Origin of the sequence: Kitasatospora viridis, assembly GCF_007829815.1 — a bacterium.
Lineage (GTDB): Bacteria > Actinomycetota > Actinomycetes > Streptomycetales > Streptomycetaceae > Kitasatospora > Kitasatospora viridis.
Window position 1 is genome coordinate 3839000 of record NZ_VIWT01000001.1, and the last position, 23002, is coordinate 3862001.

A 23002-nucleotide genomic window follows, 5' to 3' on the forward strand; every position below is an offset into this window, starting at 1 on the left:
GGGACGGGTGAATAACGGGCGCGGAGTCGCGCAGGGCTCGGGGGAGTCCAGCGCCGGCAGGGAAGCCGCGCCCTTCACCGGCAGCCGGCCGGCGTCTCGGGAGAGGACGCCGCGCCGGCTGCCGGGCTTTCGGGTCAGGCGAGCTCGGGGTCGGGGGTACCGGCGAGCCGGAGTCGCTCGCGCCAGCCCGGGCGGGCGGGTTCGGGCTCCTGGGGCTGCGCTGCTGCGGCTGCGGTGCGGCACCGCGCGCAGCGGTCCTCGCCCGCGACCACGCGGAACGGGACTTCGCAGTCGGTGCAGATCGCCAGGTGCACGGGGTGATCGTCGAGTTGGTGGGCGGGCATCTTGTCGCGCAGCCGGGTGCGGAGCAGTCCGGCCGGGCACTTGAGGGGGACGGGGAGCCCGGCGGTCAGCGCGTGCCGCAGGCCCGCCGGGCTGACGCCCCGGGCCAGCCACTCGGCGGCGAGCGGGGCGAGGCGGGCCGCCTCGGCGGAGCCGAGGACGAGGCGGGAGTCCGTGTTGCGCAGCGAGTGGAGCACCTGCTCGGCGAGCGCGAGGCGGCCGTCGGGGTCGGACTCGGGCTCGGTGTCAGGGTCGGGCTCGGATTTGGGCTCGGGCGGGACCGGGAGGGGGGAAGGCGTGTTGTCCCCCAGTGTTCCTCCCGTAGGGAGGGCGGTGCCGGATGGCGGGCCGACGGGCGGTGCGGGCTTCGGTTTTCCGGCATCCGGTTGGTCACTGGAGAGGAGCTGCTCCGCCTCGTCCGGCCGCAACGGCACGTTGGACACCAGCGACTCCGAGCGCAGCTGCCCGGTCGCGCTGCGCCGCGTACTGGTGTGCAGCAGCCCGGCCTTGGCGAGCTGGCGGCGCGCCCGGTCGGCGGTGATGCGGCCGCCCGTCAACCCGGCGGCGAGCTCGGTGACGGTGGTCCGGCGGGCGGCGGGCGCGGAGAGGGCCAAGGCGCGTACCAGGAGCCGGAAGGCGGCATCTGAGAGGTCGTCATCCCAGACGTGGGAGTTGGCGATCTGGGTGAAGTCGCGAGAGGGCGCGATAGCATGCTGGAGCATCGTCAGTGGGGTCTTTCCACTTGGCGGATGAAGAGCCCGGCCGGGTGCTGAGAACACCCGTTCGGGCTCGCCCCTTTTCTGTCAGGGGCAACCTGTTCACCGCGCACGCTACACGGCTGCGAGCACCGTAAACCACACTATGCGATCGCGTGAGCACTGTGCGCAACCCTCCGTGCGCCCCCGTGCGCCCGCTGCGGCGGTGTGGGAAGGACGAGGCCCCCGGATGCTCAATAGCTGTACCCGGGGGCCTCGTTGACTGGTGTTCAGCTCGCCAGGGAGGCGATCTCCTTGCGGACGGCCTCGATCGCGAGGCTGCTGTCGCCGGTCTCCAGCGCCTTGAGGACAGCGCGTCGGACCTCCTCGCCGAAGTAGAACCGCGAGTCCCGGCCGAGCGCGATCTCGATCAGCACGGCGATGCGCTCGGCCTTGTCGAAGGCGAGGTAGTCGAGGTCGGGGCGCTTGGTGTCGCCCACCCACACGTCGCCGTTGGGGAACTCGGCGACGTCGACGCAGTTGGTGCTGTCCTGCGAAGCAAGCGGCTTGCCCCAGCCTTCGAGGCTCTCCGAGACGTCGTGGCTGTAGGGTTCATGCCGGTCCATCAGCTGATCTCTTTCAGTTGGGATTTGATCGCATCAGGCGAAGGCGTCGTCGTTCACGGTCACGGTCACGGTCACGGTCTTCGCCCCGTGCCCTGACAAGGCGCGCCCTAACCGCCCACTCCCGCGACCACGTCGGTGGGTGCCGGTGTTCCCGCCGCGCGGTACCGTCCCGGGGACACGTCGTACTCCCGCTTGAAGGCTTTGGCGAAGGCGAACTCGCTGAGGTAGCCGGTGCGTTCGGCGACGGTGCGCAGGGGGGCGTCGGTGTCGCGGAGCAGGCGGCCGGCCAGGGTCATCCGCCACCAGGTGAGGTAGCCCAGCGGTGGGCGGCCGACCAGGGTGGTGAATCGGCGGGCGAAAGCGGCGCGGGACAGGCCGGCCAGGGTGCCGAGCTCCTCGACGGTCCACGGGTGGGCGGGATCTTCGTGGATGGCGCGCAGGGCGGTGCTGACGCCCGGGTCGCGCAGGGCGAGCGCCCAGCCGCCGCTGTCCTGTTGTTCGGCGTACCAGGCGCGCAGCACGTGCAACAGCAGTGCGTCCAGCAGGGCCGGACGCAGCGCGTCGGCGCCGGGGCGGTACTCGGTGAGCTCCTCGGCGAGCAGGTCGGTGACGGCGCGCAGCTGCGGGTGGCGGCCGTCCGCGAGGGAGAGCCGCAGGTGGTCGGGGAGTTCGTCGAGCACCGGGTGCGGCCGGGTGCGGTTGCGCAGGTAGGCGCCGCAGAGCGTGGTGCTGGCTGCCACGTCCGGTGCGGCCTGCGGCGGTTGCGGGCGCAGCCGCCCGTCGGCGTTCAGTACAGCCGGGCGAAGCGGGGTGTCCGGGGCGTCGGAGAGCGCGTAGCTGTGGCCCTTGGTGACCAGCACCAGCTCGCCGGGCCCGAGCCGTTCGGGTGCGCGGCCGCCCGGCGGGTGCAGCCAGACCTCGCCGTCCAGCACCAGGTGGAACCCGATCCCGTCGCCGGCCGGGAACCGGATCCCCCAGGCGCCGGCCCGGCGGTGCCGGCTGGCGTGCGGCTGTCCGGTGCGCATGGCGGCGATCGCGTCGCTAAGCACGTCCATGCCGGTGAGCGTAGCCGGAGACGATCGGACAGGGCACGCAGACGCTGTGGCATGGGCTGCGGACGGCGTGCTGCCTACCGTTGATCACGTCAGCAAGGGACGGAAGCGGAACGGGAGTTGGCGGCAATGGCCAAGGCAGTGGTGTTCGACGAGGTGGGCGGCCCCGAGGTGTTGCGGATCGTCGAGGTGGAGGTGGGCGAGCCCGGGCCCGGGGAGGTGCTGGTGCGGATCTCGGTGATCGGACTGAACCGGGCGGAGGCGCTGTTCCGGGCCGGTGACTACTACTACCAGCCGCAGCTCCCGGCCTCCCGGCTCGGGTTCGAGGCGGCCGGCGAGGTCGTCGCGGTCGGCCCGGAGGTGACCGGGTTCGCCCCGGGCGACCGGGTGGTCAGCACGGTGAGCGGCCACATGAGCAGCACCGGCGTCTACGGTGACCTGGTGCTGATGCCCGCAACGGCGCTGGACGTGATCCCTGACGGGATGTCGGACGAGGCTGCGGCCGCCTCCTGGCTCTCCTACGGCACGGCCTACGGCGCCCTGGTGGAGCAGGGGCAGCTGCGGCCCGGCGACCACGTGGTGATCACCGCGGCCTCGTCCAGCGTCGGCGTGGCCGCGATCCAGGTCGCCAACCACTTCGGTGCGGTGCCGATCGCGGTCACCCGGACCGCCGCCAAGCGGGACGAGCTGATCGAGCTCGGCGCGGCACACGTGATCGTCAGCGACGAGGAGCCGGTGGCGGAGCGGGTCCGCGAGCTGACCGGCGGGGCGGGCGCGGAGCTGGTCTTCGACGCGGTCGCCGGGGCGGGCCTGCCGGACCTGGCCACCGCGGCGGCCGCCGGCGGCCTACTGATCGTCTACGGCTGGCTGGACCGGCGGCCGGCCCTGCTGCCGCTGAACTGGCCGCTGCGGGTGCTGGGTTACGCCTACGGCACGCTGGCCCGGGACCCGGCCTTCCGCCGCCGGCAGCGGCACTTCCTGGCCGCCGGGATGCGGGCCGGCACGCTGGTCCCGGTGATCGACCGGACCTTCGAGCTGGCCGAGGTCGTGGACGCGCACCGGCACCTGGAGTCCAACGACCAGATCGGCAAGGTGCTGGTGCGGGTCGGCGGCTGACGGTGGGTCAGACGCCGGCGGCGACCGGCGCGGGCGCCTCGGCGACGGCCCGCACCCGCAGCAGCGCCTGCTGCCCGTCGCAGGCGCCCGAGCCCAGCGCGACCTGGCGGGCGACGATGTCGCGCTCCGCGCGCATCAGCCGCCAGCCCCGGCGCAGCAGGTAGCCGACCGACTTGCGGCCCTCCCGCAGGTCGCGGCGCAGCCGCCGCCAGGCGGTGGTCAGCGGGTGGTTGCGCAGGCAGAGCGCGTCGCCCAGCAGGTCCTCGGCCCGGCAGGCCTCGACCAGTTCGGCCGCGAAGATGCCCTCGGCGATGAACGCGGGGGCGCCGTCCAGGTCGAGGGTGCGGGAGCCGTCCCGGCCGTTCGCCGGGATCGAGTAGACCGGCACCTCGGCCCGTCCGGTCTCGACCAGCTGCCGGATCGCGGCCAGCGCCTGGGCGCCGTGCCAGGAGTCGGGCGAGTCCCAGTCGGTGCCGGAGCCGTCGGGCAGCGGCGGCAGGGTGGGGTCGTCGCCGTCCTTGTAGAAGTCGTCGAGCTGGAGCACCGGGAGCCCGGTGCGCGCGGCCAGTGAGGACTTGCCCGACCCCGAGGGCCCGGAGAGCAGCACCACGAGGGCGCGACGACTTGCGGCGGGGTTCATGGCGGAGTCACTCACGGGACACCAGTCTGACGCATCGGGCAGGCAACCGGTAACCCGGCTGCACGAAGAAGGACGGGCCCGCGCCAGGGGGGGTGGGCGCGGGCCCGTCGGGCGGTCCGTCCGGGCCCCGGGGGGGGTGGGGCTCGGGGGACGGACCGGCTCGGGGGAGGGACTTACTGGCCCATCGGGTGCCAGACCGTCTTGGTCTCCAGGAACGAGAGTAGCCGCTCGGTGCCCGGGGCATTGGTCCAGTCCTGTGCGGCCGGGTCCAGGGCCGGGCGCAGCACCCGCTTCAGCGTGTCGGCGGCGGCCGCCTCCAACGAGGCCGCCGAGTCCGGGCCTTCGGCCGCGATCGCGCCGGTCAGGTCGAGCGCGTTGACGTCCTGGTGCGAGGCCAGGGTCGGCGCCAGGTCGGCGGTCCGGCCGGAGAGGATGTTCACCACGCCGCCGGGCACGTCCGAGGTGGCCAGCACCTCGCCCAGCGACAGGGCCGGCAGCGGCGCGCCGGCCGCGACGGCGACCACGGCGGTGTTGCCGGTGGCGATCACCGGGGCGAGCACCGAGACCAGGCCGAGCAGCGAGTGCCCGTAGCCGGTCTGCGGGGCCACGATGCCCACCACGCCGGTGGGTTCGGGCACCGACAGGTTGAAGAACGGCCCGGCGACCGGGTTCGCGGCACCGGCGATCTGGGCCACCTTGTCGGTCCAGCCCGCGTACCAGACCCAGCGGTCGATCGCCTGGTCCACCAGCGCGGCGGCCTTCTTGCCGCCCAGGCCCTCGGCGGCGGCCACCTCGGCGGCGAACTGCTCGCGCCGGCCCTGCAGCATCTCGGCCACCCGGTAGAGCACCTGGCCGCGGTTGTAGGCGGTGGTGCCGGACCAGCCCTTGACGGCCGCACGGGCGGCCAGCACGGCGTCCCGGGTGTCCTTGCGGGTCCCGAGCGGGGCGTTGGCCAGCCACTGGCCCTTAGCGTCGGTCACCTCGTACACCCGTCCGCTCTCGGAGCGCGGGAACTTCCCGCCGACGAACAGCTTGTAGGTCTTGAAGACGTCAAGTCGCGTGCTGAGCTCAGACATCGAGGTAGGCCTCCAGACCGTGCCGGCCACCCTCGCGGCCGTAGCCCGACTCCTTGTAGCCGCCGAACGGCGAGGTCGGGTCGAACTTGTTGAAGGTGTTGGCCCAGACGACGCCGGCCTTGAGCCGGTCCGCCATCCAGAGGATCCGCGAGCCCTTCTCGGTCCAGACGCCGGCGGAGAGGCCGAACGGGGTGTTGTTGGCCTTCGCCACCGCCTCCTCCGGGGTGCGGAAGGTCAGCACCGACAGGACCGGGCCGAAGACTTCCTCCTGGGCGATCCGGTGCGCCTGGCTCACGCCGGTGAACAGCGTGGGCCGGAACCAGTAGCCGGCGGTGGGCAGTTCGCAGGCCGGGGCCCAGCGCTCGGCGCCCTCGGCCTCGCCGGCCGCGGCCAGCTCGGTGATCCGGGCCAGCTGGGCGGCCGAGTTGATCGCGCCGATGTCGGTGTTCTTGTCCAGCGGGTCGCCGATCCGCAGGGTGGCCATCCGGCGCTTCAGCGCGTCCAGCACCTCGTCCTGGACCGACTCCTGGACCAGCAGCCGGGAGCCCGCGCAGCAGACGTGGCCCTGGTTGAAGAAGATGCCGTTGACGATGCCCTCGACCGCCTGGTCGATCGGCGCGTCGTCGAAGACGATGTTGGCGGCCTTGCCGCCGAGCTCCAGCGAGACCTTCTTGCGGCTGCCGGCGACCTGCTTGGCGATCGCCCGGCCGACGGCGGTGGAGCCGGTGAAGGCCACCTTGTTGACGTCGGGGTGGGCGGTCAGCGCGGCGCCGGTGCGGCCGTCGCCGGTGACGATGTTGACCACGCCCTTGGGCAGGCCCGCCTGGCGGCAGATCTCGGCGAACCGCAGCGCGGTCAGCGGGGTGGTCTCGGCCGGCTTGAGGACGACCGTGTTGCCGGTGGCCAGCGCCGGGGCGATCTTCCAGGCCAGCATCATCAGCGGGAAGTTCCACGGGATGACCTGGGCCGCCACGCCCACCGGGCGCGGGTTCGGGCCGCTGTGTCCATCTGTCGTCCTCCGGCCGAACCCGGCGAACTCCAGCTTGTCCGCCCAGCCGGCGTAGTAGAAGAAGTGCGCGGCGACCATCGGCAGGTCGAAGTCGCGGGTCTCCTTGATCGGCTTGCCGTTGTCGATCGACTCCAGCACGGCCAGCTCGCGGGAGCGCTCCTGGATGATCCGGGCGATCCGGAACAGGTACTTGGCGCGCTCGCTGCCGGGCAGGGCGGACCAGTCGGCGAACGCCTTGCGGGCCGCGGCGACGGCGCGGTCCACGTCCTCCTCGGTGCCCTGGGCGAACTCGGCGAGCACCTGCTCGGTGGCCGGGTTGACCGTCTTCAGCGCCTCGCTGCCGCTGGAGTCGGCGAACTCGCCGTTGATGAAGTGGCCGTAGGAGGTGGCGATGTCGCCGGCCGCGGCGGGCGACTCCGGGGCCGGGGCGTACTCGAAGACCGGCCGCGCGGCGGCGGGTGCGTCCTGCTCGACGTCCTTGTCGACGTTCTTCTTGGCCATCGTGATCAGTCCACCGTCACGTAGTCGGGACCGGAGTACCGGCCGGTGCTGAGCTTCTGACGCTGCATCAGCAGATCGTTGAGCAGGCTGGAGGCGCCGAAGCGGAACCAGTGCGGGGACAGCCAGTCGTCGCCGAGCGTCTCGTTGACCATCACCAGGTACTTCATCGCGTCCTTGGTGGTCTTGATGCCGCCGGCCGGCTTCACGCCGATCTGGGTGCCGGTGGCGGCCCGGAAGTCGCGCACCGCCTCCAGCATCAGCAGGGTGACCGGGGGAGTGGCGTTGACCGAGACCTTGCCGGTGGAGGTCTTGATGAAGTCGGCGCCGGCCAGCATGGCCAGCCAGGAGGCCCGGCGGACGTTGTCGTAGGTCTGCAGCTCGCCGGTCTCGAAGATCACCTTGAGGTGGGCGGCCGTGCCTCCCCCAGACTCCGTCCGGGAGGTGCCCCCAGGGCGCTTGCAGGCCTCCTTGACGGCGGCGATCTCCTCGAAGACCTGCAGGTAGCGGCCGGAGAGGAAGGCGCCCCGGTCGATCACCATGTCGATCTCGTCGGCGCCGGCCGCCACCGCGTCGGCGGTGTCGGCGAGCTTGACCGGCAGTGCGGCGCGGCCGGCCGGGAAGGCGGTGGCCACCGAGGCGACCTGGATGCCGGTGCCGGCCAGGGCGTCCTTGGCGGTGGCGACCATGTCCGGGTAGACGCAGATCGCGGCGACCCGGGGGGCGCTCGGATCGGTCGGGTCGGGGTGCTTGCCCTTGGCGCACAGGGCGCGCACCTTGCCGACCGTGTCCGCGCCTTCGAGCGTGGTCAGGTCGATCATCGAGATGGCCAGGTCGATGGCGAGGGCCTTGGCGGTCGTCTTGATCGACCGGGTCCCGAGCGAAGCGGCGCGGGCTTCCAGGCCGACGGCGTCGACCCCGGGCAGGCCGTGCAGGAACCGGCGGAGCGAGGCCTCGGAGGCGGCGACGTCGCTCAGACCGCCGCCCGCGGCACTGGGGGCTGTAGTGGACATAGTCACCAGATCAGCATATCTACGCGCGTAGTCAGACGGTAGGCGGGGTCCGGCTTCGATGCCGGACCGAGACCTGGCGGTTCCGCTGATCCCTTGCCGGGTGGAGCAGGCCTCCCGGCCCCGGGCTCCGGGAGGTGACGGGGGCCTCAGACCGCGATCGACGCGCCCGGGCGCAGCGGGGCGCCCGACCGGATCGGCGCGCCGGAGGCGAGCGGCGCCCCCGGGCCGAGCGGCGCGCCGGTGCCGATCGGCGTGCCCGCGCCGAGCGGTGTGCCGGAGCCGACCGCCTCCAGTGCCGCGACCGGCGAGTTGAAGCCGCGCCGCCCACGTCTCTCCAGCACCGGATCGGAGCGGAGCACCGCCCGTTGCAGCCGCCGCAGCCGGCTCGACGGCTCCAGGCCGAACTCCTCGACCAGTGCGGAGTGCAGGCGCTGGTAGACCTCCAGGGCCTGCCACTGCCGGCCCGAGCGGTACAGGGCGACCATGAACTGGCCGTGCAGGCACTCGTGCCAGGGGTACTCGGCGCACAGGCCGGCCAGTTCGCCCAGCAGCTCGTGGTGGCGCCCGAGGTGCAGGTCCGCCTCGATGTGCTCCTCGATCAGCCGGGTGCGCCGCTCCTCCAGCCGGGTCACCTCGATGCTCAGCCGGGCGCCGGCCTTGACGTCGGCCAGCACCGGGCCGGTCCAGTGGTCGAGCGCCGCGCGCAGCAGCTCGGCGGCGGCCCGGTCGTCCCCGGCGGCCAGCGCGCGCCGGCCCTCGGTGGCCAGCCGGTCCGACTCCTGGACGTCGCACAGCTGCGGCTCGGCGTTCAGCGCGTAGCCGTTCGGGCGGGTTTCGAGCAGGTCCTTCGCCGTGTCGCGGGAGTCCTCCGGGAGGGCCGCCTCCAGCAGGCGGCGGATCTGCAGGACGTAGGTCTGCAGGACCGAGGAGGCGCTGCGCGGCGGACGCGGCCCCCAGATCTCCTCCATCAGCGTGCCGACGGCGACCGTGCGACCCGCGTTCAGGGCCAGCAGGGCGAGTAGCTGCCGCGGCTTTCCGGCGGTGGGAACGACGGACATCCGGCCCACCTGAACCTCCAGTGGGCCCAGAACCTTGATCTCCACAGGTGCTCCTCCTCCAGCATGTGGTTGCTCGACCACACGACCGGCCCTGCGCCCGGCCGGGCGCGCGCAGGCGCGATCCGGCTCGTGCCGTCCTGGGGGAGGCGGTCCCCGGCGTCCCGCTGCCGTAGCGGTCCGGCGGCGCTCGCGCCCCAGGTGGCAACGGTCTGGCACAGAGTCAGCCGCTCGAACGGGTATCCCACCGGAAGCAGGTGGCGACTGTGCGGTGCCGGTCTGAACGGGGAGTGTCAACTGGCTCTGGTGTGCACGCCAACCACGTGGTCGGCCAAAACCCGTACCGTCACTGGATTTTCATGGCCGACCATCTTGTTTCTCCATCAGTGGAGCGGGGTGGCGCGTCGGATGGGTGGGTCCGGTGATCGCTATGTGACGGATAGTCAGAAATGTCGAGTAGCACGAGACTGCCGGGTCCGCCCCGGCCGAGGGGCCGGCCGGTGAACAGCCGGTGAAGGTCGCTTCACCCCGCGCCCGGCGCCGGGGGCCGGCCGGGCGGCGCGGACGCGAACAGCGTGGAGAACCCCTCGGGTTCTCCACGCTGTGGCGGGCGCCGTGGTTGCTGCGACCCTACGCGCCGCTCGGCACCTCGACGGAGCCGGCGGGCGCCGCGACCGGCGCCACCGGGTCGGCGGAGCCGTGCGAGAGGTCGGGCAGCCGGTGCAGCCAGCCGGGCAGGTACCAGGTGCGCTCGCCCAGCAGGGTCAGCACGGCCGGCAGCAGCACGGCGCGGATCACGGTCGCGTCGATCAGCACCGCGACCGCCAGGCCGACGCCCACCTGCTTCATCGAAGTCACCGTCAGCGTACCGAAGATGGCGAACACCCCGATCATGATCACGGCGGCGCTGGTGACCACCCCGGCGGTGCCGCGCACCCCCTGCGCCACGGCCGTCCGGGTGTCCAGGCCCCGGTCGTGGCCCTCCTTGATCCGGGAGACCACGAAGACGTGGTAGTCCATGCTCAGCCCGAACAGGATCACGAAGAGGAACAGCGGCAGCCAGGAGGTGATCGCCCCGGTGCTGCGGGCGCCCAGCAGCGAGGCGCCGATCCCGTGCTGGAAGACGATGCTCAGCGCCCCGTAGGCGGCGCCCACCGAGAGCAGGTTGAGCACCGTGGTGACCAGCGCGACCACCAGCGAGCGGAACGAGGCCAGCATCAGCACGAAGGCGAGCGCCAGCACGAAGCCGAACACCGGCGCGGCGCTGTCGGTCAGTTGCGCGTTGAAGTCCACCGAGGCGGCGGTGCTGCCGCCCACGGCCACCTCGGCGCCCGGCACCGCGCCGAGGGTGTGCGGCAGCACGGTGGTGCGCAGCCGCGTCAGCGCCGAGACGCTGGTCGCGTCGTTGCCGGAGCCGGGCAACTGCACGCTGATCACCGCGAGTTGGTGCTCCGGGTGGGAGTCCACCGTGATCGGGCCGAAGACGCTGCCGGAGGCCGGCGCCTGCTGCTCGAACTCGGCGATCGCCTGGCGCACCGCCGGCCCGTCCACGTCCGCGGCCTTGACCACGATCTGGCTGGGGATCGGGCTGCCGGGGAAGGCCTGCGCGATCCGCTGGCCGACCTGGACCACCGAGTCGCCCCGGGGCAGCTCCTGGGCCGGGCTCAACTGCGCGGTGTGCAGGCCGAGGACGGGCGCCGAGAGGGCCAGCAGGGCGATCGTCGCCACCGCCGTCCAGGCCAGCGGGCGCTGCTGCACCCGGCCGAGCACCGCACCCCAGAGCCGGCTGCCGCCCTCGGGCGCGGATCGCCGCAGCCGACCGATGAACGGGATCCGGGCCGCCTCCACCCGGTCGCCGAGCATCGACAGCATCGCGGGCAGCACGGTGACCGAGCCGAGCACCGCGACCACCACGACCACGATCGTCGCCAGCCCCATGGCCGTGAAGTCGGCGATCCCGGTGAGGAACATGCCGGCCATCGCGACCACCACGGTGACCCCGGAGACCAGCACCGAGTGCCCCGAGGTGGCGGCGGCGATCCGCAGCGCGCTCTGCGGGTCCCGGCCGGCGGCCCGCTCCTCGCGCTCCCGGCGCAGGTAGAACAGGCAGTAGTCGACCCCGACGGCCAGGCCGACCAGCAGCATCACCGAGGAGGCGTCGTCGCTGGTGTGCACCAGCGGGGTGGTCAGCGCCAGCAGGCCGAAGGCGGCCAGGTAGGCCGTCATGGCCAGCACCACCGGCAGTACGGCCGCCACCAGCGCCCCGAAGACGACCAGCAGGATGCCCAGGGCCAGCGGCAGGGCGGTCCACTCGGCGGCCGCGAAGTCGTTGGCGAAGGTGTCGTTGAAGTGCTTGGCGGCGCTGGCGTCGCCGAACTCCGCGATGCTCAGGTCGCGGTGCGCCGCCTGGGTGCGGGCGACCGCGTCGAGCACCGGCTGCACCTTGTCCGCCGCGTCCTTGGCGGCCCCCTGCACGGCGAACTCGACCAGCGCCGAGTGCCGGTCGGCGGAGAACGCCCCGGAGTCGTACGGGCTGCGCACGTCGCTCACCCGCCCGGTGCCCTGGACGGCGGCCACGGTGTCCGCGACGGCCGAGCGGAACCGCGGGTCGTCGGCGGTGAACGCGCCGCTCTGCACCAGCACCGTCTCGGCGGCCGGCGGCGTGAGGCCCGCCTGGTCGAGCATCCTGACGGCGCGTCCGGACTCCCCCACCCCGTTGTCGGCGTCGGTGGTCTTGTGGGTGCCCGCCATGCTGCCGATCACGGTGGCGAGCACCACGAAGAGCAGCCAGCCGAGGACGGCGGCCTTTCGGTGACGGGCACTCCAGTCGCCGACGGCGACGGCGAGCCCCGGCCTTGCGGTCACGGTTCTCCTCCAGAGGGGGGCGGTGGGTCTCGGGAACGGCGGTGGGTATCAGGGGCCAAGCTGACCGGGCGCGCTCAAACATCGCTAAAGCCGCTGCCCGCCCGACCCCTCCATACCGTCGCGGGCCCCTGGCCAACCGCCCAAGGGGGGCTTTAGCGCCGCCCAGCAGGCTGCCGCCATCGCCGTCCTCACGAGTCTGGAGTGCTCCATGCGTTGGGAGAACCTGTACGTCGCCGGCCTCGGCGCCTACCTGCCGGAGCAGGTCTACACCGCGGAACAGGCCGTCGCCGACGGGGTGTACGGCGCCGGGGAGTGCGAGGCCAACGGCTACCGCGCGGTGCGGGTCGCGGCCGACCACGAGACCGGCCCGGTGATGGCCGCCGCCGCCGGCCGGCAGGCGGTGGAGCGCTCCGGGCTCGCCGCCGACGACTTCGACCTGGTGGTGCACGCCAGCGTCGGCCACCAGGGCCAGGACGTCTGGACCCCGGCGCACTACGTGCAGAACGAGGCGGTCGGCGGCAACGGCGCCGCCCTGGAGGTGCGCCAGGGCTCCAACAGCGGCCTGGCCGCCGTCGAGGTGGCCGCCTCCTGGATCGCCGCCCGCCAGGGGGGCGCCTCCCGGACGGAGTCCGGGGGAGCGACCGCCGCGCTGGTCACCACCGGCGACGCCTTCAAGCTGCCCTACTGGGACCGCTGGAAGGCCGACGAGCAGGTGGTCTACGGCGACGGCGCGGGCGCGCTGGTGCTCTCCACCCGCGGCGGCTTCGCCAAGGTGCGCTCCACCGCCAGCCGCGCCGACTCCTCGCTGGAGCCGCTGTACCGCGGCGAGGACGCCTGGACCGCCGCGCCGTTCCACGACGGCAAGCCGGTCGACCTGGCCGCCCGCAAGCGCCACTGGCTGACCCGCCACGAGGGCGCCTACGACGAGGCGATCGCCCGGATCAACCAGAACTTCGGCGCGGTGCTGCAGACCGCGCTGGCCGACGCCGACACCGACCTGGCCGGCACCCAGTGGTTCGTCCACGCCAACATGTCCAAGACCATCGTGCAGTGGGGCTTCCACGGCGCGCTCGGGCTGGACCCGGAGACCACCGTCTACGACTGGGGCCTGGACCACGCGCACATGGGCGGCGGCGACCAGATCATCGGCCTCAACCGGCTGTTCGAGACCGGCCGCCCCAAGCCGGGCGACCTGATCGTGGCGGCGGGCGCCGGCATCGGCTTCATGTGGACGGTCGCGGTGCTGGAGGTCCTCGACAGCCCGCAGTGGGTCTGAGTGATTGTCACCTCCCGTTGGTGGTGCGTTTCCTGAGCCGGACGGTACGGTGCGCGCGGCCGGGCGCACCGCACCGTCCGGCAGCTCGTCTACCTGGAGGGCGAACATGCTCACCGCTGCCAAGAACGCCAACCTCGCACTGGCCTTCCTGCTGGAACTGGCCGTGCTCTTCTCGGTCGGCCTGTGGGGCTTCACGCTCAGCCCCCGACTGCCCGTCAAACTGCTCGCGGGGGTCGGCGGTCCGCTGCTGATGGTGGTCCTCTGGTCGGTCTTCGGCGCGCCCGGCGCCCCGGCGGCGCTGCACGGCGGCATCCGACTGGCCTTCGAGGTCTGCTGGTTCGGGCTCGGCGTGGTGGCCCTCGCGCTCGCCGGGCGGGTCGCCCCCGCGGTGGTGTTCGGGGTGCTGTTCACGGCCAACACCGTGCTGGCCCGGGTCTGGCACCAGGCCAACGCCTGAGGCCGCCGCAGGCCGCCACCGACAGCACCGCCCGGCGTCAGGGGTACGCCGGGCGGTGCTGGTCTTCTCCGGGAGGGTCAGGCGGGCGGCAGCAGGCCGAGCAGGGCGGCGTTGTCGATCTTGCCGTTCGCGGTCAACGGGAAGTCGGGCACCGCGAGCACGGCGTCCGGCACCAGGTACGGCGGCAGCACCCGGCCCAGTTCGGCCGTCACGCCCACCGGGTCGGCGGCGTCGGCGGCCGACGGGTCCAGCGGGTCGGCGGTGTAGAACAGCGCCAGCCGCTCCCAGGCCGTCGTCCGGCCGGGCACCGGCACGACCGTGCAGCGGCGCACGCCCTCGATCCGGGTCGCCGCGGTCTCGATCTCGCCCGGCTCGATCCGGTGGCCGCGCACCTTCACCTGCCGGTCGGCGCGCCCGCGGAAGTGCAGCGCCCCCTCGGCGTCCACGAAGCCCAGGTCGCCGGTGCGGTAGACGCGCAGCCGCTCGCCCGCGACGGTGACCTCGGGGAACTTCTGCGCCGTCAGCTCCGGCAGCCCCAGGTACCCGACCGCGAGCCCGTCGCCGGAGACGCAGATCTCGCCCTCCTCGCCCGGCGCGCAGACCCGCTCGCCGTCCAGCACGTGCACCCCCGTGCCGGCCACCGCGCGGCCGATCGGGACGCCGCCCGGGGTCTCGCAGTCCGCCGGCCGGATCCGGTGCTCGGTCGCGTAGACGCAGCTCTCCACCGGGCCGTAGACGTGGAACAGCGCGATCCCGGGGTGGCGGGCCAGGAACCGGCCGATGTGGTCGGTGGAGTTCCGCTCGCCACCGGTGAAGACCTGCCGGGTGCCGAGGAAGCAGTCCGGGTCCATGTCCACGAACAGGTTGAACAGCGTGGTGGTGAGGAAGACGGTGTCCACCCCGGCGGACTTCACCACGTCCCGCAGGGCGCCGGGCAGCAGGTAGTCCTCCTCGACCACGACGATCGCGCCGCCGGTGGTCAGCATGCCCCAGACCTCCAGGCTGAAGGCGTCCCACGGGCACGGCGCGGCCTGGGTGGTGACGCCCTGCGGGCCGTAGCCGCGCAGCCCGCCCGGGCCGAACAGCCGGGTGGTCGCCCGGTGCGGCGAGACCACGCCCTTGGGCGTGCCGGTGGTGCCGGAGGTGAAGAAGACGCTGGCGGGCGCGGCCGGGTCGAGCTCGACCTCGGGCGCGCTGCCGCCGAGCGCGGCGACGGCCGGCAGCGGGTCGGTCGGCGGCTGCCAGCGCGCGGGCGCCGTTGCGGGGCTGCCGGGGTGGTCGTCCGCGGAGACGAACACCGGCGGGCGCAGCTGCTCCAGCAGTCCGTCGATCCGCTCGGCGGGCCAGCGGTGGTCGAGCGCCGCGTACGCCGCACCGCACTTGAGCACCGCGAGCAGCACCGCCACCAGCTGCGGGGTGCGCGGCATCCGCACCGGCACCACGGTGCCCGGTCCGACGCCGTGGGCGGCCAGCTGCCCGGCGAGGTGCTCGGCCGCCGCGTCCAGCGTGCGGTAGTCGATCCGCTCCTCGCGGAAGAAGATCGCGGTGGCCCCGGGCCGCAGCCGGGCCTGGGCGGCGACCGCCCGGTGGATCAGCGGGTTGACGGGTTCGGTGGCCCCGGGCGGCTCTGTGCTAGTCATGGTCTTCGCGCTCCTGTCCTGTTGGCGCTGCTGTCCCGGCCGGCTCAGGCCTCGGCGACCTTGGCGTAGATCCCGCGCAGGCTGCGGTCCTCCAGCAGCCGGCCGACCGGGATCCGGGTGCCCGTCTCCCGCTCGACCGCCGCGACCAGGCGCATCATGTGCAGGGAGTCCCAGCTGACGACGCGTTCGGAGTCCAACTCGGCCTCCAGGTCGGCGCCGTTCAGCGGGAGGGCGAGCTCGTCGCGGACGATCCGGACGAAGTCGTCCTTGGTGATCATGTGTTTCCTCACCTTCGGGGAACGGGAGTTCAGCGCCCAAGGTGGTCCGCCCGGCTAAAGGAACGCTTGCGGTCGGCGCGGGGGACACCGCGGGGGATACTGGGCGGCGCCGGGCGTGCCGGGGCCGCTGGTGCGGGACTGGAGCAGGACTGGAGCGAGGCTTCAGCGGGTGCGGGGAGGATGGTGCTGGCTCTGCGCCCGGCGACCCCGGGACCGGCCGCCGCGCACTCCCCCCCCCACGGACCAGCACACCCCCCCCACGGACCAGAGGACGCCCTCCATGGACACGTCTCCCGCCGTCGAACGCCCCCGGCCGCCGCAGTCGGCCGAGGCACCCGTGATCCAACTGGTCCACCGCCCGAGCACCCGGGACGGCCTGCTGCTGAACGGCAGGACCTCGACCGAGCACGCCTTCGTGCTCTCCACCGTGCTGCCCGAGCCGCCGCTGCCGGCCGGCAGCGGCCTCTACGAACTCCGCTCCGCCATCGAAGCGGTGCGCCGGGCCTGCGAGTTCGCCGCGCACCAGTACTTCGGCGTGCCCCGGGACAGCGCCGTGCTGCCCACCGAGACCGACCTGGTGATCACCGACCTGCGCCCCTGGCGGCGGGCCGGGCGACCCGCCCAGGCCACCATCGACCTGCGGCTGCGCGGCGGCCGGCTGGTCGACGGGGTGCCGGGCACGCTCGGCTGCGAGAGCACCGTGAGCATCGACGGGGTGCCCTGCGGCCGGGGCCGCGGCCGGCTCACCATGACGGCACCCGAACGGGCCCGCGGCCACCGGCCGGGCCGCCCGGCCGACCCGCGGGCCGGGGACCCGCGCACCGCGACCGCCGACCCGCGCGCCGGGGCCGCGGCCAGGTGCCCGGCCGCCCGGTTCCGGCCCGCCCGGCCGGTGGCCGTCGGCTGCGGCCGGCCGGAGGAGGTGGTGATCGGCGAACCGCTGTCGGTCTCGGCCGGCACCGTGCTGGTGCCCGTGCGACCGGGCACCACCCCCCTCGACGACGCCCTGCGGCAGACCGCGCTGCTCGCCGCCGGGACGCTGCGCGGCTTCCAGCCCGCCCGGTGCGCCATCACCCGCTGGTCGGCCGCCGTCGCCCGGCCCGCCCGCCCCGACCGGCCGCTGCTCTGCACCGCCACCCCCGGCGCGGCCGACCGGGACACGGACGGCCGCCCCCTGGCGCCGGTCGCGCTGCGGCTGCTGCAGGACGGTCGCACGCTCGGCAGCGCCGACGTCACCGTGCTGCTGGACTGCTGACGCCATGTCGGCCCAGCTGTGAGGGAGAGCATGCGCTACCGGATCCTCGGCCCGATCCAGCTCGGCTCGCACACCCCCTCCGCGGCCAAGATCCGCACCGTGCTGGCCGCGCTGCTGGTGCGGGCCAACGAGGTGGCGGCCACCGGGAGCCTGATCGATGAGCTGTGGGGCGAGGCGCCGCCGCGCACCGCCACCACCACCCTGCAGGTGTACATCTCCCAACTGCGCAAGGCCTGCGCGGCGGAGGACGGCGAACCGGAACTGACCGGGCGTCAGACCCGGATCGCCACTCGGTCGCCCGGCTACCTGATGCGGGTCGAGCCCGACGAGTTCGACCTCGCCCGGTTCGAGGCCCTGCACGCCGACGGCCGGGCCGCCGCCGAGCGCCTGGACCACCGGGAGGCCGCCCGGCTGCTGCGCGAGGCGCTCGCGCTGTGGACCGGGCCCGCGCTCTCCGGCGTGCCGCGCGGCGCGCTGCTGGACGCGGCGGTGGTCCGGCTGGAGGAGCAGCGGCTGGAGGCCCTGGAGCAGCGGATCCGCGCCGAGCTCGCGCTCGGCCGGCACCGCGACCTGTGCGGCGAGCTGATGGCGCTGGTCCACGAGCACCCGCTGCACGAATCCCTGCACGCCGAGCTGATGCTGGCCCTGCACCGCTCCGGCCGGCAGGCCGATGCGCTGCGCACCTACGACCGGATCCGCCGGGCGCTGGGCGAGGAGCTCGGCGTCGACCCGGGTGCCGAGCTGCGCCAACTGCACGAGCGGGTGCTCCGGTTCGACCCGCGCCTGGAACTGCCGGCCGCCGCCCGGCCGCCGGAGCCGGCCGCCGCGCCCGCGCCGCTCGCCGGTGGCGGCACGCCCTCCCCCGCGCCGTTCGTCCGGGCCCGCCGACTGCCGCCGCCGGTAGCCGACTTCACCGGCCGGCAGGAGCAACTCGGGCAGGCCGGGCAGCTGTTGCGGGCCGGCCTGGCCGACCCGGCGGGCCGGGTGCTGGCCGTGGTCGGGGCGGCCGGGGTGGGCAAGACGGCGTTCGTGGTGCGGCTGGCCCGCGAGCTCGCCGGGGAGTTCCCGGACGGCTGCCTCTTCCTCGGGCTGCGCGGGCCCGGCGGCGGCGCCCTCGATCCGGCCCAGGCGCTGCTCCGGCTGGTGCGCCAACTGCGGCCGGACGCAGCCGAGTCGGCTGCGGCGGAAGGCGGCCAGCCGGACGGCCCGGCGGACGGACCGGCGGTGTTCGAGGAGCTGGCCGACGCCCTGCACCGCGCCCTGGCCGGGCGGCGGCTGCTCGTGGTGCTCGACGACGCGGCCTCGGAGGCGCAGCTGCGGCCCGTGCTGCCCGCGCTCACCGACTGCGCCGTGGTGCTGACCGCGCGCCGCACCCTCGGCTCGCTGGACGGCGTCCGGCACCTGGTGCTCGACGTCCTGACGCCCCGTGAGTCGCTGGAACTGCTCGGCGCCACCGGCGGCGTCAGGATCGCCGAGGACCCGGCCGCCGCCGCCCGGATCGCCCGGCTCTGCGGCCACCTGCCGCTCGCCCTGCGGGTGGCCGGGGCCAGCCTGGCGGCCCGGCCGCACTGGTCCGCCGCCGCGCTGGCGGCCCGGCTGGAGGACGAGCGGGCCCGGCTCGGCGTGCTCGCCTGCGGCGACCTCGACGTCCGGGCCAGCCTGCTGGTCGGCTACCGCGAGGCCGGCGCCGCCGAGCGGCAGGCCTTCCCGCTGCTCGGGCTGGCCGCACCGGAGTTCCCGCTCTGGCGGGCGGCGGCCCTGCTCGGCTCCCCGCCGGCCGTCGCCGAGCGGGTGGTCGAACGGCTGGTCCAGGCGCACCTGTTGCAGGCCCGGGCCACCCCCGGCAGCCCGGTGCGCTACCGGATCCACGAACTGCACCGGGCGATGGCGCTCGAACTGCTGGACCGGGCCGGCCCCGAGTCGGTGCGGGCCGCCACCACCCGCCTGTGCGACGCCTACCTGGCGCTCAGCCGGCACGCCGACGCCCGGATCGCGCCGGGCCGCGCCCTCGGCCCGGAGCCCCGGCCGCACCGCCCCGACCTGCTGCCCGATCCGGCGGCCGAGGTGCGGGACGCGCCGCTGCGCTGGTTCCAGGAGGAGGCGCCGGGCCTGGTCGCCCTGGTGCGCCAGGCCCACACCGCCGGGCTCTGGGAGCAGACCTGGCAGCTGGCGGACAGCCTGGTCGGCTACTTCCAGGCGAGCGCGGCCTGGCCGGACTGGGAGACCACCGGCGAGCTGGCCCTGGACGCGGCCCGCCGGGCGGGCCACCCCGGCGCCGAGGCGGCGGCGCTCTGCTCGCTCGGCGACCTGGCCTGGCAGCGCCGCCAGGTCACCCGGGCCCTCAACCGCTTCGAACTCGCCGGTGCCCGCGCCCGCCACGCCGCCGACGCCAGGGTCGAGGCCCGCAGCCTGATCGGCCTCGCCGACGGCGTCCTCGACCGCGGCGACACCGCCGCCGCCCGCCGCGCCTTCGGCCGCGCCCTGGCCCTGTGCCGCGACGCCGAGGACGCCCGGGGCACGACGGACGCGCTGCGGGGCATCGCCCTCGCCGAACTCCTCGCCGGCCGCAGCGAGGAGGCCCTGCGCACCCTCGCCGAGTGCCGCCGCGCGGCGGAGCGCCTGGGCGACCGCCGCTGGACCGAGTTCGCCCGCCGCGCGGCGGAACGGATCCGCGCGGCCGCAGGCGAGGGCGCCACCACGGCGGACGCGCACGAGGTGCGCCCGGGGGTGTGGCTGATCGGCTGAGGGGGTGTGAGCCCTGCGGCTAAGCTGCCGGGGAAGTACCGAGCACGGAGGTTCGCATGCCCCCCACCCAGCGGTCCCTGCCCGCCCTCGCAGCGCTGTGCGGGCTCCTCGCCACCGCCCTCGCAGTGGCAGTCGGCGAACTCGCAGGCACCGCCCGCCTGGTGGCGCTGGCGGTGCTGGGAACCGGCCTGCTGGCGTGCATCGGCGTGACGAGTGCGACGCTCGCCCGCACGAGGCGCGACACGTGAGCGCGAGCCCCTGACCGTGTGACAGGTCAGGGGCCGGGCCGGGCCGGGGTCAGTGGGTCAGTGGGTCAGGGCGGCGCCCATCTCCTCTACGTCGTCGATCAGTTGTGCGGCGAATCCGGCGAAGGCGTCGCCCAGCAGGTAGAAGTGGCCGCCGGGCATGACGTGCCGGCGGAAGCCGCCGGTGGTCTCCCGGGACCAGGCGGTGAGCAGGTCGGCGGGGGCCCAGGGGTCGTCGATTCCGCCGAAGGCGGTGACCGGGCAGGTGAGGGGTGCCCGGTCGGGGTGGGGGCGGTAGGACTCGACAGCCCGCAGGTCGGCGCGGGAGGTGCGCAGGAACCGTTCGACGAAGCCGGGGAGCTCGTGGATGCGGTCCGGCAGGCCGCCCAAGGCGATCAGTTCGGTGAGCAGTTCGGCGTCGTCCAGTTCGGCGAGGCCGCGGCCGGCCTGGGGGTGGAAGGCCGGGGCGACCCGGGCCGAGACGCCGACCCAGACGGGCGGGGCACCGATCCGTTCGAGCTCCCGGGCGGTCTCGACGGCCACCAGGGCGCCGAGGCTGTGGCCGAAGAGCGCGAACGGGGCGTCCGTCCACGGCTGGACGTCCGCGACCGCGCGGGCGATCACGGCGGTCATCTCGGTGAGGGGCGGCTCGGCGTGGCGCTTGCCCCGGCCCGGGAGGTCGAGCAGGAGGAGTTCCCAGCCTTCGGGCAGTCGGTGCGTCAGCGGGTAGTAGCCGGCCGCCGAGCCGCCCGCGTGGTGGAAGCCGATCAGCCGCAGGGTCGGCCGGTCGAGCTGGCGCGGCCGGACGAAGGGGCTCATCTGGGCTGCTCCTGTCCGGCGCGCAGGATGTGCTCGCCGAGCCGGCGGAAGAGCGTGGCCAGCGGCACCTCCTCGGTGAACTCCTCGACCGGGAGCTCGACCTGGTACTCGCGCTCGACGGCCATCGCGAACTGCATCGCGGTGAAGGAGTCGCCGCCGACCTCCAGGTAGGTGCGCTGCGGGTCGAGCGCCTCGGTTGCGCGCAGCACGGTGGCGAGTTCGGCGGCGAGGAACTCCTCGACCAGGTCCCGGTCCGGGTCGTCGGACCCGCCGACTTCCGGCTCCGAACCTGCGGAGAGCGGCACCGCAGCATCCACCGGCCGCTCGTCGATCCAGCAGCGGCGCCGCTGGAACGGGTAGGTCGGCAGGTCGCCGAGCAGCCGGGCGCCCGGGGCGCGCAGGGCCGCCAAGCGCAGGTCGGCGCCGGCCAGGAAGAGCGCGGCCAAGGCGGTCGCGAGGAGCTCCGGAGTGCGGTCGGCCCGGTCGGTCACCAGCGGCAGGACCTGGCCCTCCCACTCCAGTTGCGCGTATCCGGCGGTCGGCGCACCCGGGAGTTCGGTGATCCGCAGCCCGAGCTCGCGCAGCCGCCCGGCCAGCTCGGGGTGGTCGGCCGTGACCCGCAGCCCGACTGTCGGCTTCGCGCCCCGGGTCACGCTCGGCCGGCCCTCGGTCAGCGCGGAGGCCAGTTCAGCGCCGGTCCGCCCGGTGACCGCGAGGCGGTGCTCGAAGGGCGTCCGGCCGGTGTTGAGCGTGTGGCAGAGCGAGGCGACGGAGGCGGCGTCAGCGTCCTTGAGGAGCAGCGCGACGGAGCCCGCCAGCTCGCGCAGGCTCTCCGCGCTCCGCGCCGACAGCACCAGCAGCTCGGTCCGGCCCGGTTCGACGGTCGCAACGGGTTCGGGTTCGTACGCCTCCAGCAGGGCGTGCGCGTTGGTCCCGCTCATCCCGAAGGCGCTGATCCCGCCGATCCGCCGCTCGAACGCCGCCGGCCACTCTTCGGAGGCGCGCGGCACGGTGACCGCCACCCGCTCCCACGGGATCAGCGGGTTCAACTCGCCGTCAGCGGCTCCGAGTGCGGCCGGGATCCGGCCGTGACGGAGCATCAGCACCAGCTTGATCAGGCCCGCGATGCCGGCGGCTGCCTCCAGGTGGCCGATCCGCGACTTCACGCTGCCCACGGCGAGCGGCGCGGCCCGGCCCGCGGCGCCGCTGCCGAGCACGGCGTCCAGCGCGCCGACCTCGATCGGGTCGCCGAGCGCCGTGCCGGTGCCGTGCGCCTCGACGAAGCCGACCTCGCCGGGGGCGACCCGGGCGTCGGCCAGCGCGGCCCGGATCACCTCCTGCTGGGCGGGGCCGCTGGGCACGGTCAGGCCCGAGGAGGCGCCGTCGTGGTTGACGGCGGTGCCGCGCAGCACCGCGAGCACCGGTCGGCCCTCGCGTTCGGCCTGGTCGAGCCGCATGAGCACCAGCATGCCGACGCCCTCGCCGCGCCCGTAGCCGTCGGCGGCGGCGGTGAAGGTCTTGGACCGTCCGTCCGGCGCCAGCGCCCGGTTCTGGCAGAGCGAGACCATCAGGTCGGGCGAGAGCACCAGGTTGGCCCCGCCGACCAGGGCGTAGCGGCACTCGCCGCGGCGCAGGCTCTGGGCGGCCAGGTGCAGCGCGACGAGCGAGGAGGAGCAGGCGGTGTCGCAGCTCAGCGCGGGGCCGGACAGGCCCATCACGTAGCTGATCCGGCCGGCCGCCATGCAGTGGCCGCCGCCGGTGCCGTAGTAGGGGTCGATGCCGGTCTTGTCGTCCGGCGCGGCCATCCGCTCGACGTACTCGGCGGACATGATGCCGACGAAGACGCCGGCGTTCAGCCGGTCCTGCCGCCGCACCGCGATGCCGGCCCGCTCCATCGCCTCCCAGGCGCACTCCAGCAGCAGCCGCTGCTGCGGGTCGAGCGCCTCGGCCTCGCGCTGCGAGATGCCGAAGAAGGCGGGGTCGAAGCCGGCCACGTCGGCGAGGAAGCCGGCCCGGTCCACGTAGGAGGAGCCCGGCCGGTCGGGGCGCGGGTCGAAGACCCGGCGCAGGCCGGGGCGGTCCTCGGGGATCGGCCCGAGCGCGTCGGCGCCGCCGAGCAGGAACTCCCAGTAGGCCTCCGGCGTGGTGAGGCCGCCGGGCAGCCGCAGCGCCGTGCCGACCACGGCCAGCGGTGCCCGGTGGGCCTCCTGGGCCTCCTCCAGTTCGCGCACCCGGGCCTTGAGGGAGCGGGAGAGGCGGAGTTGATCCTCCATCAGTTTGCGCAGGTCATCCGGTTCCAC

The 23002-nt window shown here is 74.5% G+C and carries 19 protein-coding genes; 6 read left to right on the forward strand and 13 right to left on the reverse strand.

Features of this window, described 5'->3' with window-relative positions; translation table 11 throughout:
* Positions 1-134: 134 nt before the first annotated feature.
* The 3 genes from FHX73_RS17235 to FHX73_RS17245 form a co-directional block, all read right to left on the reverse strand.
* Positions 135-1064, reverse strand: a complete 930-nt coding sequence (locus tag FHX73_RS17235; RefSeq protein ID WP_145905841.1) for a hypothetical protein — start codon at positions 1062-1064, stop codon at positions 135-137.
* Positions 1065-1327: 263 nt separating this feature from the next.
* On the reverse strand, positions 1328-1663 hold the full coding sequence (locus tag FHX73_RS17240) for a DUF397 domain-containing protein (RefSeq protein WP_145905842.1): 336 nt from the start codon (positions 1661-1663) through the stop codon (positions 1328-1330).
* A 107-nt stretch (positions 1664-1770) separates the two neighbouring features.
* Positions 1771-2718, reverse strand: coding sequence for an AraC family transcriptional regulator (locus FHX73_RS17245; protein WP_145905843.1), 948 nt, complete (start codon positions 2716-2718; stop codon positions 1771-1773).
* Between the two features lie 126 nt (positions 2719-2844).
* On the opposite strand from FHX73_RS17245, the gene FHX73_RS17250 reads away from it, so the two are divergent.
* The gene (locus tag FHX73_RS17250) at positions 2845-3831 is read left to right on the forward strand and encodes a zinc-dependent alcohol dehydrogenase family protein (RefSeq protein WP_145905844.1); all 987 of its coding nucleotides are present in this window, start codon (positions 2845-2847) and stop codon (positions 3829-3831) included.
* Between the two features lie 7 nt (positions 3832-3838).
* Here FHX73_RS17250 and FHX73_RS17255 read toward each other — a convergent pair whose 3' ends face one another.
* From FHX73_RS17255 to FHX73_RS17280, 6 genes are all read right to left on the reverse strand, one after another.
* Positions 3839-4471: an ATP-binding protein gene (locus FHX73_RS17255; protein ID WP_145908343.1), complete on the reverse strand. Its 633-nt coding sequence runs from the start codon at positions 4469-4471 to the stop codon at positions 3839-3841.
* A gap of 173 nt (positions 4472-4644) precedes the next feature.
* Entirely contained in the window at positions 4645-5547 is a 903-nt protein-coding gene (locus tag FHX73_RS17260; RefSeq protein WP_145905845.1) for an aldehyde dehydrogenase family protein, read from the reverse strand.
* The gene (locus FHX73_RS17265) at positions 5540-7057 is read right to left on the reverse strand and encodes an aldehyde dehydrogenase family protein (RefSeq protein WP_246213572.1); all 1518 of its coding nucleotides are present in this window, start codon (positions 7055-7057) and stop codon (positions 5540-5542) included. The genes FHX73_RS17260 and FHX73_RS17265 overlap by 8 nt, the downstream gene beginning before the upstream one ends.
* 5 nt (positions 7058-7062) lie before the next feature.
* On the reverse strand, positions 7063-8067 hold the full coding sequence (deoC, locus tag FHX73_RS17270) for a deoxyribose-phosphate aldolase (protein WP_145908345.1): 1005 nt from the start codon (positions 8065-8067) through the stop codon (positions 7063-7065).
* Between the two features lie 146 nt (positions 8068-8213).
* Positions 8214-9125: an AfsR/SARP family transcriptional regulator gene (locus FHX73_RS17275; protein WP_342795303.1), complete on the reverse strand. Its 912-nt coding sequence runs from the start codon at positions 9123-9125 to the stop codon at positions 8214-8216.
* 627 nt (positions 9126-9752) lie between these two features.
* Entirely contained in the window at positions 9753-11987 is a 2235-nt protein-coding gene (locus FHX73_RS17280; protein WP_145905847.1) for an MMPL family transporter, read from the reverse strand.
* A gap of 208 nt (positions 11988-12195) precedes the next feature.
* Between FHX73_RS17280 and FHX73_RS17285 the strand changes: the two genes are divergently transcribed.
* Together FHX73_RS17285 and FHX73_RS17290 are read left to right on the forward strand one after the other, a co-directional pair.
* Complete coding sequence (locus tag FHX73_RS17285) at positions 12196-13263, forward strand: ketoacyl-ACP synthase III family protein (RefSeq protein ID WP_145905848.1); 1068 nt, start codon at positions 12196-12198, stop codon at positions 13261-13263.
* 106 nt (positions 13264-13369) lie between these two features.
* A complete protein-coding gene (locus FHX73_RS17290) occupies positions 13370-13720 on the forward strand; it encodes a YrdB family protein (protein WP_145905849.1) in 351 nt (116 codons plus the stop codon).
* Between the two features lie 77 nt (positions 13721-13797).
* Here FHX73_RS17290 and FHX73_RS17295 read toward each other — a convergent pair whose 3' ends face one another.
* Entirely contained in the window at positions 13798-15360 is a 1563-nt protein-coding gene (locus FHX73_RS17295; RefSeq protein WP_145905850.1) for an amino acid adenylation domain-containing protein, read from the reverse strand.
* A gap of 44 nt (positions 15361-15404) precedes the next feature.
* The gene (locus FHX73_RS17300; protein WP_145905851.1) at positions 15405-15638 is read right to left on the reverse strand and encodes an acyl carrier protein; all 234 of its coding nucleotides are present in this window, start codon (positions 15636-15638) and stop codon (positions 15405-15407) included.
* 280 nt (positions 15639-15918) lie between these two features.
* Between FHX73_RS17300 and FHX73_RS17305 the strand changes: the two genes are divergently transcribed.
* The 3 genes from FHX73_RS17305 to FHX73_RS17315 are packed head-to-tail and all read left to right on the forward strand — an operon-like array spanning position 15919 to position 19886.
* The gene (locus tag FHX73_RS17305) at positions 15919-16893 is read left to right on the forward strand and encodes an AfsA-related hotdog domain-containing protein (protein ID WP_145905852.1); all 975 of its coding nucleotides are present in this window, start codon (positions 15919-15921) and stop codon (positions 16891-16893) included.
* Positions 16894-16923: 30 nt separating this feature from the next.
* Positions 16924-19638 carry an AfsR/SARP family transcriptional regulator gene (locus FHX73_RS17310; RefSeq protein WP_145905853.1) on the forward strand — a complete coding sequence of 905 codons (2715 nt, stop codon included), beginning with the start codon at positions 16924-16926 and terminating at the stop codon, positions 19636-19638.
* 56 nt (positions 19639-19694) lie between these two features.
* A complete protein-coding gene (locus FHX73_RS17315) occupies positions 19695-19886 on the forward strand; it encodes a hypothetical protein (protein ID WP_145905854.1) in 192 nt (63 codons plus the stop codon).
* Between the two features lie 57 nt (positions 19887-19943).
* On the opposite strand, the gene FHX73_RS17320 is transcribed toward FHX73_RS17315, so the two are convergent.
* On the reverse strand, positions 19944-20702 hold the full coding sequence (locus FHX73_RS17320) for a thioesterase II family protein (RefSeq protein WP_145905855.1): 759 nt from the start codon (positions 20700-20702) through the stop codon (positions 19944-19946).
* A complete protein-coding gene (locus FHX73_RS17325) occupies positions 20699-23002 on the reverse strand; it encodes a beta-ketoacyl synthase N-terminal-like domain-containing protein (RefSeq protein ID WP_145905856.1) in 2304 nt (767 codons plus the stop codon). Before FHX73_RS17325 ends, FHX73_RS17320 begins: the two co-directional genes overlap by 4 nt.

What these genes read in the sequence shown, in the direction of transcription:
- FHX73_RS17235 (WP_145905841.1), bottom strand. Translation starts at nt 1,064, where the DNA reads ATGCTCCAGCATGCTATCGCGCCCTCTCGCGACTTCACCCAGATCGCC.
- FHX73_RS17290 (WP_145905849.1), top strand. Translation starts at nt 13,370, where the DNA reads ATGCTCACCGCTGCCAAGAACGCCAACCTCGCACTGGCCTTCCTGCTG.
- FHX73_RS17310 (WP_145905853.1), top strand. Translation starts at nt 16,924, where the DNA reads ATGCGCTACCGGATCCTCGGCCCGATCCAGCTCGGCTCGCACACCCCC.
- FHX73_RS17265 (WP_246213572.1), bottom strand. Translation starts at nt 7,057, where the DNA reads ATGGCCAAGAAGAACGTCGACAAGGACGTCGAGCAGGACGCACCCGCC.
- FHX73_RS17250 (WP_145905844.1), top strand. Translation starts at nt 2,845, where the DNA reads ATGGCCAAGGCAGTGGTGTTCGACGAGGTGGGCGGCCCCGAGGTGTTG.
- FHX73_RS17305 (WP_145905852.1), top strand. Translation starts at nt 15,919, where the DNA reads ATGGACACGTCTCCCGCCGTCGAACGCCCCCGGCCGCCGCAGTCGGCC.
- FHX73_RS17260 (WP_145905845.1), bottom strand. Translation starts at nt 5,547, where the DNA reads ATGTCTGAGCTCAGCACGCGACTTGACGTCTTCAAGACCTACAAGCTG.
- FHX73_RS17255 (WP_145908343.1), bottom strand. Translation starts at nt 4,471, where the DNA reads ATGAACCCCGCCGCAAGTCGTCGCGCCCTCGTGGTGCTGCTCTCCGGG.
- deoC (WP_145908345.1), bottom strand. Translation starts at nt 8,067, where the DNA reads ATGTCCACTACAGCCCCCAGTGCCGCGGGCGGCGGTCTGAGCGACGTC.
- FHX73_RS17285 (WP_145905848.1), top strand. Translation starts at nt 12,196, where the DNA reads ATGCGTTGGGAGAACCTGTACGTCGCCGGCCTCGGCGCCTACCTGCCG.
- FHX73_RS17240 (WP_145905842.1), bottom strand. Translation starts at nt 1,663, where the DNA reads ATGGACCGGCATGAACCCTACAGCCACGACGTCTCGGAGAGCCTCGAA.
- FHX73_RS17300 (WP_145905851.1), bottom strand. Translation starts at nt 15,638, where the DNA reads ATGATCACCAAGGACGACTTCGTCCGGATCGTCCGCGACGAGCTCGCC.
- FHX73_RS17245 (WP_145905843.1), bottom strand. Translation starts at nt 2,718, where the DNA reads ATGGACGTGCTTAGCGACGCGATCGCCGCCATGCGCACCGGACAGCCG.
- FHX73_RS17315 (WP_145905854.1), top strand. Translation starts at nt 19,695, where the DNA reads ATGCCCCCCACCCAGCGGTCCCTGCCCGCCCTCGCAGCGCTGTGCGGG.
- FHX73_RS17275 (WP_342795303.1), bottom strand. Translation starts at nt 9,125, where the DNA reads ATGTCCGTCGTTCCCACCGCCGGAAAGCCGCGGCAGCTACTCGCCCTG.
- FHX73_RS17295 (WP_145905850.1), bottom strand. Translation starts at nt 15,360, where the DNA reads ATGACTAGCACAGAGCCGCCCGGGGCCACCGAACCCGTCAACCCGCTG.
- FHX73_RS17320 (WP_145905855.1), bottom strand. Translation starts at nt 20,702, where the DNA reads ATGAGCCCCTTCGTCCGGCCGCGCCAGCTCGACCGGCCGACCCTGCGG.